General features: G+C 47.7%; 13 protein-coding genes. 3 read left to right on the top strand and 10 right to left on the bottom strand.

The genetic code is table 11. The features are described from left to right. On the top strand, nucleotides 1-134 hold a 134-nt coding region (locus AC58QC_RS10880; RefSeq protein WP_497415174.1), incomplete at its 5' end, for an IS3 family transposase. 321 nt (nucleotides 135-455) lie between these two features. On the opposite strand, the gene AC58QC_RS10875 is transcribed toward AC58QC_RS10880, so the two are convergent. Beyond that, nucleotides 456-1,898 carry a CoA-acylating methylmalonate-semialdehyde dehydrogenase gene (locus tag AC58QC_RS10875; RefSeq protein ID WP_497415153.1) on the bottom strand — a complete coding sequence of 481 codons (1,443 nt, stop codon included), beginning with the start codon at nucleotides 1,896-1,898 and terminating at the stop codon, nucleotides 456-458. A 124-nt stretch (nucleotides 1,899-2,022) separates the two neighbouring features. Here AC58QC_RS10875 and AC58QC_RS10870 point away from each other — a divergent pair, with 124 nt between their 5' ends. Beyond that, nucleotides 2,023-3,630 carry a PucR family transcriptional regulator gene (locus tag AC58QC_RS10870; RefSeq protein ID WP_497415152.1) on the top strand — a complete coding sequence of 536 codons (1,608 nt, stop codon included), beginning with the start codon at nucleotides 2,023-2,025 and terminating at the stop codon, nucleotides 3,628-3,630. Here the strand turns inward: AC58QC_RS10870 and AC58QC_RS10865 are convergent. The 8 genes from AC58QC_RS10865 to AC58QC_RS10830 form a co-directional block, all read right to left on the bottom strand. Next, nucleotides 3,627-3,842: a hypothetical protein gene (locus AC58QC_RS10865; protein WP_497415151.1), complete on the bottom strand. Its 216-nt coding sequence runs from the start codon at nucleotides 3,840-3,842 to the stop codon at nucleotides 3,627-3,629. The two genes, AC58QC_RS10870 and AC58QC_RS10865, sit on opposite strands and share 4 nt — an antisense overlap. Then, nucleotides 3,835-5,277: a dihydropyrimidinase gene (gene hydA / locus AC58QC_RS10860; protein WP_497415150.1), complete on the bottom strand. Its 1,443-nt coding sequence runs from the start codon at nucleotides 5,275-5,277 to the stop codon at nucleotides 3,835-3,837. Before hydA ends, AC58QC_RS10865 begins: the two co-directional genes overlap by 8 nt. 2 nt (nucleotides 5,278-5,279) lie before the next feature. After that, nucleotides 5,280-6,575, bottom strand: coding sequence for an NAD-dependent dihydropyrimidine dehydrogenase subunit PreA (preA, locus tag AC58QC_RS10855; protein WP_497415149.1), 1,296 nt, complete (start codon nucleotides 6,573-6,575; stop codon nucleotides 5,280-5,282). A 260-nt stretch (nucleotides 6,576-6,835) separates the two neighbouring features. Then, nucleotides 6,836-8,203 (bottom strand): NAD(P)-dependent oxidoreductase, encoded by a 1,368-nt coding sequence (locus AC58QC_RS10850; RefSeq protein WP_497415148.1) that lies wholly within the window; start codon nucleotides 8,201-8,203, stop codon nucleotides 6,836-6,838. Nucleotides 8,204-8,222: 19 nt separating this feature from the next. Beyond that, on the bottom strand, nucleotides 8,223-9,104 hold the full coding sequence (locus AC58QC_RS10845) for a nitrilase-related carbon-nitrogen hydrolase (protein ID WP_497415147.1): 882 nt from the start codon (nucleotides 9,102-9,104) through the stop codon (nucleotides 8,223-8,225). Continuing rightward, entirely contained in the window at nucleotides 9,101-10,363 is a 1,263-nt protein-coding gene (locus AC58QC_RS10840; protein ID WP_497415173.1) for a M20 family metallo-hydrolase, read from the bottom strand. The genes AC58QC_RS10845 and AC58QC_RS10840 overlap by 4 nt, the downstream gene beginning before the upstream one ends. A 15-nt stretch (nucleotides 10,364-10,378) precedes the next feature. Then, on the bottom strand, nucleotides 10,379-11,755 hold the full coding sequence (locus AC58QC_RS10835; RefSeq protein WP_497415146.1) for an aspartate aminotransferase family protein: 1,377 nt from the start codon (nucleotides 11,753-11,755) through the stop codon (nucleotides 10,379-10,381). Between the two features lie 237 nt (nucleotides 11,756-11,992). Then, nucleotides 11,993-12,793 carry an ABC transporter ATP-binding protein gene (locus AC58QC_RS10830; RefSeq protein WP_497415145.1) on the bottom strand — a complete coding sequence of 267 codons (801 nt, stop codon included), beginning with the start codon at nucleotides 12,791-12,793 and terminating at the stop codon, nucleotides 11,993-11,995. Between the two features lie 311 nt (nucleotides 12,794-13,104). Between AC58QC_RS10830 and AC58QC_RS10825 the strand changes: the two genes are divergently transcribed. Continuing rightward, on the top strand, nucleotides 13,105-13,731 hold the full coding sequence (locus AC58QC_RS10825) for a C40 family peptidase (RefSeq protein WP_497415144.1): 627 nt from the start codon (nucleotides 13,105-13,107) through the stop codon (nucleotides 13,729-13,731). A 67-nt stretch (nucleotides 13,732-13,798) separates the two neighbouring features. Here AC58QC_RS10825 and AC58QC_RS10820 read toward each other — a convergent pair whose 3' ends face one another. Next, a complete protein-coding gene (locus AC58QC_RS10820) occupies nucleotides 13,799-14,722 on the bottom strand; it encodes a S66 peptidase family protein (protein WP_497415143.1) in 924 nt (307 codons plus the stop codon). Between the last annotated feature and the right edge of the window lie 55 nt (nucleotides 14,723-14,777).

The raw sequence follows: 14,777 nt of genomic DNA, 5'->3' as shown, positions 1-14,777 counted from the left end.
TGACCAAAGCCCAAGCACAACAAGATATGTTCGAGTACATTGAACTTTTTTACAATCGTAAAAGGATCCATGGCTCTTTGGGTTACCTTTCACCAGTTCAATTTGAAAAAAGCTATTACAGAGTCGTTGGTTAATTCTCTTAGCGAGTGTCTACTTAGTTGACAGAGGTCCATTTTCATCCTTACAGCAAGGGTATCCATCATTTGCAGCTCATTTTGGAGCTGTAACGGTGTTTTTCATCCTTACAGCAAGGACATCTATCATTTGGAGCTCTTTCTAGAGCTGTAACGGTGTTTTTCATCCTTACAGCGAGGAAATCTATCATTTGGAGCTCTTTCTGGAACTGTAACGGTGTTTTTCAACGTTACAGCATTTCACAACTCTCCCAACAACATAAAAACCTGAGGCATCGCCCCAGGTTTTCCTCCTTATTCGCAAACCCTTCACATCCACGCTCAAAAATACCGCGAGGTAATCATTTTCTTCTTCGTATAAAATTCGACGCCGTCCTTGCCATTGGCATGCAAATCGCCATAGAACGAATCCTTCCAGCCTGAGAAGGGGAAAAAGGCCATCGGCGCTGGTACGCCAACGTTGACACCTAGCATTCCCGCTTCTACCTCCTCGCGGAATTGACGCACAGCCTTCGCATTCTCGGTGTAAATAACCGCTGAATTCCCGAAGCGCGATTGATTTACTAATTCCAACGCACTATTCAGATCCACCGCACGGAATAAAGACAAGACAGGCCCAAAAATCTCCTCTTTCGCAATCGTCATCTCAGGCTTCACATGATCGAAGATCGTCGCCCCGAGGAAAAATCCCTCGCCTTCACATGCTTCCACGGTTCTCCCATCGATTAGTAGCTCTGCGCCTTCAACTATGCCTTTCTCAATATAGCTCGCGATTCGCGTCCGCTGCTCGTCTCGAATAATCGGAGTCAGCGTGACCTGCTCCTCCATCCCACTGCCAAGCACCAACTGAGCAGCAGCTTCTTGCAGCCCGCTCACAAACGCCTCCCCATCCCCTACAACTACGACAGCTGAACAAGCCATACAGCGTTCACCTGCAGAGCCAAACGACGACATAACGATATTCTCGATCGTTTTCTCCTGATGCGCATCGGGCATGACGATGTGATAGTTTTTAGCGCCTGCTAAGGCTTGCACTCTTTTACCTGCCGCAGATGCTCGCTCATACACATACTTGGCGACAGGTTGCGAGCCGACGAAGGATACTGCTTTGACAGAAGGTAACGTCGTCAATGCATTGACTACATCATGTGCGCCATGCACGACATTCAGCACACCATCAGGGAGTCCCGCTTCTTGCATCAGCGAGGCTAATTTCATGGCGGTTAGCGGGGTGCGTTCCGATGGCTTCAAAACAAAGGTGTTCCCACAGGCAATCGCAAGAGGAAACATCCAGCATGGCACCATCATTGGGAAATTAAATGGCGTAATGCCCCCTACAACGCCTAGCGGCACACGAAATAACTCGGAATCCATTTCCGCAGAAATGTTTGCGAGCGTAGCTCCCATCATATGCGAAGGTGCACCAGCAGCAAATTCTACACATTCGATGCCGCGCAGCACTTCACCAAGCGCTTCCTTGTAGCTTTTCCCGTTCTCCTTCGTGATCAGCTCAGCAAGCTCGTGCTCATGAGTCTGCAGTAGCTGCCAGTAATGAAACAAGACTCGCGCACGTTTTGGAACAGGCGTTCTACTCCATGCGTCATAGGCAAGTTGAGCAGCGTCCACAGCACGCTCCACATCCTCAGCCGTCGATATTGGCACACGCGCGATCACTTTACCCGTTGCAGGATTGATGACATCACTCATTTCACCGCCTAATGAATCCACCCAAACGCCATTGATCAAATTTTGCAGGTTCGTCATCTTCGTTCATCTCCTGGGGCTAGAAATTTTCACCACAAGTCATTGGACACATTATATAATATAGTTCATTCCCTCATTGTGCATTAGTACGTCAACTTACCTTCCATGGAAGTGGTGATTCGGATTGGTACAGACTCTTTTACAATTAACAGTGCATGATATTTTGCAGCGCCCTCTCTTTCATAAGGCAGAGGCCATTGCTACAGAAGAAGCTTTAGCTCGTAAAGTTCGCTGGGTTCATATCATGGAAGTTACGCAAGTCGGTCACCTTTTGAATGGGAATGAACTTATACTAAGCACGGGGATTGGTTGGCAGGACAACGAGGAAACGAGTCTTTCATTCCTTCAGCAATTGATTGACAGCGGAGCTTCAGGACTGTGTATCGAATTGGGTACTTATACGAAGCATCCGCTAGAGAGTATGAAGACGCTTGCCCTTCAAGCGAATTTCCCGCTCATTTTTTTCCATGAGCAAGTTCGTTATATTGATATCACGCAGGATTTACATACGCATTTCATTCATCAGCATCACAAAATGGTGTCCGATTTAGAATCGCTTTCGACGAAGCTGAATCAGCTGCTTTTATCTGGCAAAGGCTTACAGCCGCTACTAAAGCTGCTTCAAGAGACGACACAAGCGCAAGTAGCCTTCTTCCCTTTCGATACGGATGCCGCGGTTTTCGTCCCTTCACTTCCGAAGGAGGAGGGTGCTGCATTTTATGAGAAATGGATATTTGGAGAAATTTTTCACTTATCCGATGTCAAAAACAAGCTAGCCCATCGACCCATCCTCGCATTAGAACATTTGTTCGCAGACCTGCTTTTATATGCCGAACAGGAGCTGAGTGAGTACCAAATACTCGCGCTGGATCGCTGCGCGACCGCCATTGCGCAAGAAATGATGCGTACCACCTATATCGAGGAGAAAACCCGCTACAAACAGGACCTATGGGTGACCGATTGGTTAGGTGGTAAGCATTCTCTTCAGGATATTCGTGAGTATGTCATGTCCGTCAAGCCTGCAGTGAAGCTGGGTCCAATCATCGTTTGCGTATTCGATAAGGCCGCAGGAAGCGAGAGCTTCAAATCGCAAGAAACGCTCCTTTTTCAGAAGCAAATGATCGCCCGCTCCCTTTTTGAAAGAGATGGCTTCTATTTGCTGCCAACGGTGTATGATCAGCGTATTGTCTTCATTCTCTTAGATCAAACGCCATCTAATATTTGTCACGAACGAGTTCTGCGAACGATCCAGCGCTTGCAAAAAACGCAAGAATCCCATCTATTTCCGACGCTAATGGGCATTGGCAGGGCAGTCAGCGACCCGCTTCACATTCACATCAGCTATGAATCCGCCTTAGAAACAATAGAGATCCAGAAGGATATCGGCGTGCTGCCGAAGCCCTTCTATCACGAACTCCACGTCTACAAGGTAATCCTGCTCCTGAAGCAAGCCGGTCAACTGACCGCGTTCATTGAAGAGTATCTCAGTGGTATTTTAACGTATGATAGCGAGAAAAATGGTCAGCTTCTGAAAACGTTGCGCATGTATCTAACGCTGTCCGGCTCGAAACAAGAAACAGCGAAGGAGCTGTTCATTGTTCGGCAAACGTTATACCATCGGCTGGACAAAATCGCCGCTATTCTTGGTGACGATTTCATGCTGCCGCAGAAGCGAATAGCGCTGGAGCTCGCCTTGCATGGCTATGAATATCTGAACGGAGCCATCCGTTAAGCCTTGGATTTGCCTTGCGACAACAACACGTTTACGTAATACTTTCTGGCGTTGGCCGTCGTCAAATGCAGCCTAGCCGTTTCACCGCCGGGGTGCTCGAGATCCAGCCATGCCCCTTCTAGATCTTCGAGCACGCCGACTATTTTGTATTTCTGTGCGACGTAGTCGTCAAGTTTTTGTTTTTCCGCTTGAAAGAGCTCAAATTCAGACATAGGGGGCACCTCCCTGGACCGTTTCCTTCTTCGCTTTGTTCTCATCCGATGCAAATGGAACATATGTTCTTCTCTTGATGTATTGACCATTTCCCGCTTCTCCAACGAATTGTTTATCCTGAATGACGAACTCGCCACGAGATAGAACCGTCACAGGCTCCCCCGTTATTTCAAGCCCTTCAAACGGATTATAATCCACATTCATATGGTGGGTTTCGACGGAAATCGTACGCTTCGCAGTCGGATCAAAAATCACAATATCCGCGTCCCCGCCAACCGCAATCGTCCCCTTTTTCGGAAATAGGCCAAACAGCTTCGCACTTCGCGTCGACACAATATCTACGAACTGATTCAGCGTGATCCGCCCTTTCCCTACCCCTTCAGAGAACAGAATGGAGAATCGGTCCTCGATGCAAGGCCCACCGTTGGGAATTTTACTAAAGTCATCAAGCCCTAAGTCCTTTTGACCGTTAAAATTAAACGAGCACTGGTCAGAGCCCAATGTTTGCAGCTGTCCTGTTTTCAAGGCATTCCACAGCACTTCTTGATGGAACTTCGGCCGAAGCGGCGGGGACCACACGTATTTCGCGCCCTCAAAATTAGGCTTTTCCAGGTACGTTTGATCGAGCATCAAATATTGCGGACATGTTTCACCCCAGATATCGACACCGCGATTACGTGCTTCCGTAATTTGCTGAACAGCCTCTTCGCATGTGACATGAACCACATAGAGCTGAGAGTTGGCTAACGCCGTGAGCTTGGCTGCGCGACCCGTAGCTTCCCCTTCAATCAGGGATGGCCGAGTCAGCGCGTGATAGATCGGTTCAGTATGTCCGACTTCGAGGGCTTCTTTGATTAAATACTCAATCACATCGCCATTCTCCGCGTGTACCATCACGAGTGCGCCATGCTTTTTCGCTTCCAGTAAAGTACGATACAGTGTACCGTCGTCCGCTTGGAAGACATTTTTATATGCCATGAAAACTTTAAGAGACGTGATACCTTCGTCATGGATCATGGCCGGCAGTTCCGCCAGCACCTCATCGTTGATTTCGGCAATCATTAAATGAAAGCCATAATCAATGACGGCTTTCCCTTTCGCTTTCTGATGCCACGTCTGAACAGACTGACTTAGCGGTTTCCCCTTATTCGTTAAGCAAAAATCGATTACCGTTGTCGTACCCCCAAATGCTGCAGCCATCGTGCCAGTTTCGAAATCATCAGCTGTAACCGTCCCGCCAAATGGCATATCCAGATGGGTGTGCGGATCAATCCCGCCAGGAAATACATATTTCCCCGTGGCATCCACAATTTCAGCACCATCTTGGGTCAGGCTAAGTCCGATCGCCTTAATGATACCGTCCTCGATGAGAATATCACCCTGATACTGATCCGATGCAGTGACAATTGTTCCATTCTTAATGAGCTTGGCCATGACTACACAGCCTCCTTCTTATCGGTATCTTTACCCGCTGACAGCTTGGCAACGGCCTCTTGACGTTCGTTCCACGTCATTGGCTCTTCTGCCCCTTCGACCTCAACCATCGAGATCGCTCCATCTACCGGACAAACAATAGCACATAAATTACACCCTACACAGTCCTCTTCCCTCACCTGCAAAAATGATTTCCCTTGATCATCCGTATGCCTCTCAATACATTGATGCGAGGTATCCTCGCAGGCAATATGGCACTTATTGCAGTTAATACACGTTTCCGTGTCGATCTTGGCAACAACGGCATAATTCAAATCCAAGTTCCCCCAATCTGAGTAACGAGGAACAGATTTTCCGATGAGCTCCGAGACGCTGGCAAGTCCTTTTTCATCCAAATAGTTATTCAACCCGTCGATCATATCCTCCACAATTCGGAAGCCATGATGCATGGCGGCTGTACAGACCTGTACGCCTGTTGCACCCATTAGCATAAATTCAACCGCATCGCGCCAATTAGAAATGCCGCCAATACCAGAAATCGGGATGCTCACTCCTGGATTGCGTGCACAATCCGCCACCATGTGGAGAGCGATTGGCTTCACAGCAGGACCACAATAGCCGCCATGTGAGCCTTTGCCGCCGACATGTGGAATTGTGTTCCACGAATCGATGTCAACACCAGCTAGCGAATTAATCGTGTTGATAAGTGAAATCGCATCCGCTCCACCACGAACCGCCGCTAAAGCAGTGCTCGTGATATCTGTGATGTTCGGCGTCAGCTTCACAATCACGGGTGTCTGTGCAGCTTCCTTTGCCCACATGGTCTGCGCCTCGACGAGGTCTGGCTGTTGACCAGATGCCGAGCCCATCCCGCGCTCAGCCATCCCATGCGGACAGCCGAAGTTTAATTCGAGTCCATCTACGCCGACGGCTTCGACTTTTTTGACGATCTCGTGCCATTTCTCTCGTTTGGGCTCAACCATCAAGGAAACGACCAATGCATGATTGGGGAAGCGCTTCTTCGTTTCATAGATTTCTTTGAGATTGACCTCTAGAGGACGATCAGTGATCAGCTCGATATTGTTGAAGCCAGCAACACGTTGCCCGTTAAAATGAACAGCTGCGAAACGCGAGGACGTATTAATAATCGGATCGCCGAGCGTCTTCCACACCGCGCCACCCCACCCCGCTTCAAAAGCCCGCTGAACCTGATACCCCGTGTTCGTAGGTGGAGCCGATGCCAACCAGAAAGGGTTGGGTGACGAAATTCCAGCTAGATTCGTTCGTAAATCAGCCATGCTGAATCCCTCCTGATTCTGTAGTAATCCTGCTTCCTCAGCCGAGTACCGGAAGTACGATCCTCTATTTCGGCTTTTATTAGCAAATTTATTCAGTTGCGGAACGTCAGGGCGCTACTTTTGCATATTACAGGTCCAAAACCTATCATCTCGCATCAATAGCGAACTCACGTTCCGTATCTCACGGAAATCGCATATATAACATCAAATAGCGGAACGACGTTCCACAACGGCGGAGTCTGATTGGAGCAACTCCTACCTCAAGCCGACGCCTCTTGCCCCTTCACTAGCTGCTTATAAATGGCATACGCCGTCAGTTTCCCTTGCTGGGCTGCCGATACGACCATCGCTTCGCCCTGACCATCGCCGAAAATAACATCGCCTGCCGCGTAAACCTTCGGATTCGACGTCATTCCTGTACCAGGATCCACCAATGTCACCGTACCTCGTGAATGCGCGAGTCCGAACTGCTCGATAAGCGAAATGTGCTTCGTCTGGCCGATGGCTTTGATTACGGCATCCACATCAATAACAAACTCGGTGTCTGCAACAGGTATCGGACGTTTGCGCCCACCATCAACTTCCACAAGCTCCATCCGCACACATTCAATTCCAACGACATTACCCTGCTCATCACCGAGGATCCGTTTCGGCGCTGTTAACCACTGAAAAGCAACGCCATCAAGCTTCGCGAACTCGTATTCAAAATCATACGCTGTCATTTCTTCTTGTGTTCGTCTGTACACGATTTGTACATGTTCCGCGCCAAGTCTAACTGAACATGTAGCCGCATCAATTGCGGTATTCCCAGCGCCAATCACGGCTACCCGCTTCCCAACGAGAAACTCATCGAGATCCGGAGCGATTTTCGTCGATTCTACGAAATCAATGGCGTCATAGACACCCGTCAATTCTTCCCCATCAATGCCTAGCATTGGCACCTTAGACATCCCAACGGCTAATACAACAGTATCGTATTCGCTCAATAGCTCCGCAGGACTAACTTCAACACCTACACGTGTGTTCATACGAAACTCGACACCGAGCTGCCGAACTTGATCAACCTCCCAGAGTGAAATTTCCTGTGGAAGTCGGAACGATACAATTCCGTAAGTATCCAAGCCACCTGCCTGTTCCTTCGCTTCGAACACTGTGACCTTAAAACCGAAGCGGGCTAGCTCCCGAGCTGCCGATAACCCCGCAGGTCCGCCTCCCACGATCGCGACCGTTTTGCCATTACTTGCACCTGCTTTAAATAATATCTGTTCATTCTTGATCGCCCAATCCGTCGCGTATCGCTGTAATTGACCAATCAGGATAGGCTTGGACGAATGATTGAGTACACAAGCCCCTTCACACAATTCCTCCGTAGGACATACTCTTGAACATGAAGCACCAATCGGATTGGCCTCCATAATCGTTCTGGCGGAGCCTTTTAGATTGCCAGAGGCAATCTTTTTGATGAAAGAAGGGATATCAATGCCTGTCGGACAGGCGTTTATACAAGGAGCGTCATAACAGAACAAGCAGCGGTTGGATTCTTCGATCGCCTCTTTGGGCTTCATACCCGCCTTGACTTCGGCAAAATTACGCTTCAAATCCGTTAAAGAAATAAATGTCGTACTCATCTTCGCTCCTCCTCCCTCATTAAAGTTGCGTGATTTGATCATAGGTTTCAGGTCTGCGATCTCGATAAAACTGCCAGACATTACGGACTTCACGAATCAACGATTTATCCATATCCCCAATGATGACCTCGTCATGATCCCGGTTACCTATAGCAACAATAGACCCACGCGGATCCACCAAATACGACTGTCCGTAAAATTCACCCATGTTCCACGGTGCTTCCACCCCCACGCGATTAATAGCAGCAACATAATACCCATTGGCTACTGCATGCGCAGGCTGTTCCAGCTTCCATAGATATTCTGATGTACCTGCAACGGTTGCGGATGGATTAAACACAATTTCTGCACCGCCGAGCCCCAGCGCCCTAGCCCCTTCTGGAAAGTGACGATCATAGCAAATGTAGACGCCTACCTTGGCAAAAGTGGTATCGAATACGGGATATCCGAGATTTCCCGGCTTAAAATAGTACTTTTCCCAGAACCCGCATGATCCGCCGCCTGCCGCAACGTGGGGAATGTGATGCTTCCGGTATTTGCCTAAATACGCCCCATCAGCATCGATGACAGCCGCTGTATTGTAATAGGAGGCAATTCCTTCACGCTCGTAGATCGGTAATATGATCACAATGCCTAGTTCCTTCGCCACATCTTGAAAAAGCTTCGTCGTCGGCCCATTCGGGATTTCCTCAGCTGCATCATACCATTTCGTTGTTTGCTCAGCGCAGAAATAAGGACCATAGAAAATCTCCTGCAAGCAGACGACTTGCGCTCCTTGCGCAGCCGCACTACGCACCAAGCCTAGATGCTTCTGGATGGCCATCTCCTTATGCTTCGCGATCGGTTCATCCCCATGCACGTCATGCGAAGCTTGGATCAAACCGATTCTGACGATACTCATGCTTGGAAGCCCCCTTTGTCTACAACGATCTGGCGGGCCGTTCGATAGAGAAGCTCCGTTCCCAGTGTAATATCCTCTGGGCTAGCATATTCCTTCGGATTGTGACTAATGCCCTCGAGGCAGCGCACGAAAATCATTCCGTAGTCGCATACGTAGGACATAGTCAGCGAATCATGGAATGGACCGCTCATGAGCTCTGGAGGCTTAACCCCCATTAGACCTGCTTCCTTGTGAAGCGTATGCTTGATCCACTCCGCACAGTAGCGAGGCTCACTGTTCGTATCCTCTCGAATTGTGTAGGTGAGTCCATGCTCACAGGATACATTCTCAATGACATTTAGTAACTCAGCTTCAAGCGCGTTTCGGCGACAAATATCGATGTCGCGTAGATCAATCGTGAAGCTGACTTTCTCTGGGATGATGTTCCGGGAATCTGGAAACACCGAGAGCGAGCCAACCGTCCCTACTGTAGGTACACCTGGTTCTCGACGTACAAGCTCGTTTAGTGCGACGATGATTTTGGCACTGCCGAGCAATGCGTCATGACGCATCGACATTGGAACGGAGCCAGCATGGCCAGCGAAGCCAGTCATCTCCACCGTGAGCCATAATGGACCGGAGATTCCGCTAACGATACCAATCGGCTCATTCATGGACTCCAGCACGGGTCCCTGCTCGATATGCAGCTCCAGAAAAGCTCCGATTCGTCCCTCTTGGAACGTATATCCTTCGAAATCCGCTGGATCACAGCCGAATTCCAGCAGTGCTTCACGGCGGGTGACGCCGTTTTTGTCCATCCTTTCCAACTCATCCGCTTCGAGCTTACCGGTCATCCCCCTAACCCCGAACAACCCTTTGTTAAAGCGGCAGCCTTCTTCATCACAGAAAGCGACAACTTCGATATTACAAGCGGGTTTCACGCCTTCCTCCACCATTGTTTGCACCGCTTCTATAGCGCCAAGCACACCGATCGCACCATCGAATCGCCCTCCATAGGGCTGCGAATCGACATGCGAACCGAGCATAAGAACTGGTGCCAGCGGATCACTCCCGCGCCATACGCCGATCAGATTAGCGAAGGGGTCGATATACGTTTCCATCTCTGCTTCCTCCATCCAGGATTTCACCAGCTCCACGCCTGCTCGATCTTCCTTGGATAGCGCGAGTCTGCAGACACCTGTTTCACCTATTTTCCCAATTTGCGCGAGATCATGAATGTGCTGCCCAAGTCGTTCTGCGTTGATTTGGATAAGTGGCATTGTCGACAAGACCGATCATCCTTTCTCTTGCTCGTTTCCAAACACGGCTAGTAAGGTTTCAATGATAAAATTCACATCTTCGTCTGTTGAGGATAATGGAGGACTTAGTGTCACAATATTGGCGTAGCCAGGAACGGTGTCCCCATTCTTACCGACGAGCAGTCCCTTGCTTTTGCAGGCTAGGATAATATTCGTTACCTTTTCTACCGAAGCGGGAATCTTCGATTCTCGATCCTCCACCAGCTCAATACCCATCGCCGATCCGAAAATACGAATGTCACCGACGTGCGGATGCTGCTTCAACGGTTCTAATCGAGTACGGAACGCCTGCCCAATGTCAGCCGAACGCACGACCAATCCTTCCCGCTCGATAATCTCTAGATTCGTTAACGCGACTTTACAAGAAACGGGATTGCCACCAAACGTATTGATATGTCTAAAATGGCTCGTCGCCTCTTTCTCTTTGAAAGAATCGTAGAGCTCGGCTGAAACAGCGGTCGCAGAAAGCGGTGAATATGCGCTTGTTAACCCTTTCGCCATCGTGACGATGTCCGGTCTCACCTCATAATTCATATGCCCGAAGGGCTTGCCCGACCGACCAAAACCACAAATGACTTCATCTACGATCAGCAAAACATCATATTTGTCACATATGCTCCTAACCATCGGTAAATAATCATCGGGTGGAACGATCATTCCGCCGCCAGTAATCGTTGGCTCCAGGATCACACCTGCAACGGAATCGGCTCCCTCCCAAACGATGGCATTTTCGATCGCTTTCGCACACTGTAAGCTGCAGGTATCTTTCGTCTGACCGAAAGGACAACGATAACAATAAGGCGGAGGCACATGCTGGAACCCGACACCAAGCGGCTCGTATTTCAACTTCCGTTGAGCTTGGCCCGTTGCTCCCAAGGCGCCCATGGAATTCCCATGATAGGCACGATGACGCGAAATGAATTTATGCTTGCTTGGCTTTCCATTTTGATGATGATATTGCCTTGCAATTTTGAATGCAACTTCATTGGCATCTGACCCAGAATTGGAGTAAAATATGCGATACTCTCCATCGAGCCACTCATTCAATTTCGCTGCTAATTCAATAGCCGGAATGTGGGACTGGACCAGCGTTGCATAAGCGATTTTCATCATTTGCTCAGCGGCTGCCTCGGCAATTTCCCTCCTGCCATGACCAACATTCACACACCATAACCCGGACATGCCATCCAGATAGCGATTGCCATCAATATCCGTCACCCAGCTGCCCTCGCCGGAGGCGATGATCATCGGATTCTCATTATGCGCGGTCATATGATGCCACACATATTTACGATCTTTCTCGAGCAGCTCCTCTTTTACCAATAATGGATCAACATCTCCATGAGCACTCATAAGCAGTCCCCTCCTGTTGATAAAGCAAGAATCACAAAACCAGATATCATCTACGATCCACGGATTTACCTGTTCGTCTTATATCTGTTGTCTCTTAATATATTTCTATGTTTGAAAAGAGGTTGTCATCCCTAGCTTTTACTATTATTTTCATTTGGTAGAGTTAGTTTGTAGTAGAAATTGAAAGTTTGGAGTTAGATCGTTCGATGGTGGATGAACCATTAGCAGATAACCAAGTTAGTTCTCAGAGGGTTCATTTCCCTCGTAAACACACTTTTGAACAGCAGCGGTTAATTCTTGAAAAAGTGGGGATTCTCGCGTTTGCAAAGTTCGATCACCTAATGGGACTTGGTGGATTGCATGCACACGACCTGGATTTGCGGATAATACGATGATCCTATTTGAGAGGAATACGGCTTCTGTGATGCTGCGGGTGACATAAACGATGGTTTTGTTCATTTTTTTCTTAATTTCTAGTAAGTCAAGCTGCAATTTGTCTTTTGTAAATGTGTCTAACGCGAAGAAGGGTTCATCCATAAAGAGTATGGGAGGATCGAGGGATAACGCACGAGCCATGGCTACTCTCATCTGCATACCGCCACTGAGCTGCCACGGGTAATAATCTTTGAACTTTGCTAAGCCAACTGTGTCAAGCAGCTGGTCCACGCGTTCCTGAAAGGAGTTGCGACTCAGCCCCATAACCTCAAGCGGCAGCTCGATATTCTCTCGCACCGTTCGCCATTCAAACAAGTTGGGTGTTCGAAAAATAATGCCGAACTTTCTACGCAACCGTACCTCTTGGGGGTGTTCCTTCTGAATCGTAATCTGACCACTGGAGGGCTGAAGTAGATCAGCCATCAGTCGAAGTAACGTTGATTTGCCACAGCCTGAAGGCCCTAGTAAGGAGACGAATTCATTCTGAACTACATCGAAGGTGATATCCTGAAGAACAGTCACTTGCCTCCCTTTCTTACCGAACACCATACCGACGCCTTCCAAGGAAATTTCCACTTTCTGACGGGAAAAGTCTGAATTCATCGGGTTCCTCCTTATTGAAACTTGCGGGAGCGTTACGTATCTGTAAGTATAAATAACCCTATATGTTATATTATATAACGAATTTTTGAATTTTCATTATACATAGTGTTCCTAAATTAGTAACGCCATTTAACACAGTGTTACATCGGATACCGATTGCGCTCTTTCATCCGTCACAGTGGATACATAATAAATATTATGTAAACAAATGACCCACTCCCGCTTCCATATCCATATTTTGTTCATTTTCTCTATTTCTTCAATTTGATAGAATGTGTAAGTAACCACATTAAACATCTAGGAGGAAAACGATGAGAAAGCTCATTCTTACAACCGTAGTCGCTACAAGTCTCTTGTTCGGGGGAATGGCGAATGCCGCACCTTCTAATTCATATGTCACTACTGATTCCGACACTTTCTGGTCCATTTCACAGAAGTTTAATGTGCCTCTTAGTGAGTTAATCGCTAGCAATCCGAAAGTTAACGCGCAAAATATTTATGAAGGCGTTATCATTTCAATTCCTGTAAAAGCTGCTCAAAAAGCAAGCTGGGAAGTAAAAGCAGATGCGATCATCGCAACTGGGATGAAGCAGCTTGGCGTTCCTTATGTCTTTGGCGGCAACACACCTTATGTTGCTTTCGATTGCTCAGGCTTTATTCAATATGCGTTTAATCAACATGGCTTTAATCTGCTTCATTCTGCAGCACTACAGAGTCAATTAGGAACACCTGTGGAGAAGAGTAATCTGCGTAAAGGAGACCTAGTTTTTCTACAAGGAACTTATACCACTGGTGTTTCCCATGTTGGGATCTATCTAGGCAATAACCAAATTCTTCAGGCAGGTACGATGGGAACGAGAGAAGTTAAAATAAGCACTCTTTTCGGCACTCCCTACTATGATGAGCATTATTGGGGAGCACGTCGTTTAATTAACTAATAAAGAAAAATAGCCGCGGTTCATGCCGTCGGCTCTTCTTTATTGGGATCAACTTACATGTGCTGCGTTAGACTGTTACAGTCGGCTCAATTACAGTAAGACTATTCGTATTCGTATCGAGGTCGACCATAGCCCCAATGGGAATCGCTGCTTTATATAAGCCATGAGCTGTACTCAAGTTGGTCATCAGTGGTTTTCCTAATGGAGCAATCAACCCGGCAATTAGATCATTGTACGTGGTAAAATACGACACAGAGCAATCCGTGCATTGGCCCATCACCACACCGATGCAATCTCGAAATTTACCAGCCATAATGAGTTGAGTCAGATACCGATAAATCGTATTTGTAGGCTCATGCGTCTCTTCAATGACGATTATTTTCCCCTTGGTATTGACTTCGAATGGCGTTCCAAGTGTACCAACAAATGAAGTTAGGTTACCGCCAACAATCGGCCCTCTTACATTTCCTTTTACGAGGCTGCTCAATTGCATGCCTGGTGGATTTTGAATCGTTCTCGGACTCACAAGTGTTGATGTTGCAGTATAAAATTGATCGAAGTTATAGGCAGGTGTATTCGAGTTGAAGTCAATTAGCAAGAGACTTTGAAACGTAATGAGATTTGCAAATTGGTAGAGGATATTTAGTAAAATCGTAATATCACTGTATCCCGTAACGATTTTGGGATTACTATTTATGATCCTAAAATCCAGAAGAGGCAAAATATCCTTGACCCCTGTTCCACCTCTTGTGGGCAGTATCATTTTCACATTCGGATTTATAAACATATTCATGAGGTCCTCTGCTCGCTGCTGAGCGGTAGCTGCAACGATTCCCCCGTAAGCATACGCGTATTTACCCACGATGACTTTAAACCCCATATTCTCAAGTGTCTGAATCCTTGCATCAATCGTGCTTGCGTCAAGTGGACTTCCTAACGTAACAATGCCAATCGTATCTCCACTTTGTAATATGGGGGGCCGTATTGCCATTATTCTGCCTCCTACCCAAGACATCATTGTGAACTAGATTCTCTCTCTGTTGCCT

This window comes from Paenibacillus sp. J22P51 (genome assembly GCF_059692215.1).
This window is presented reverse-complemented; position numbering and strand designations above follow the sequence as displayed.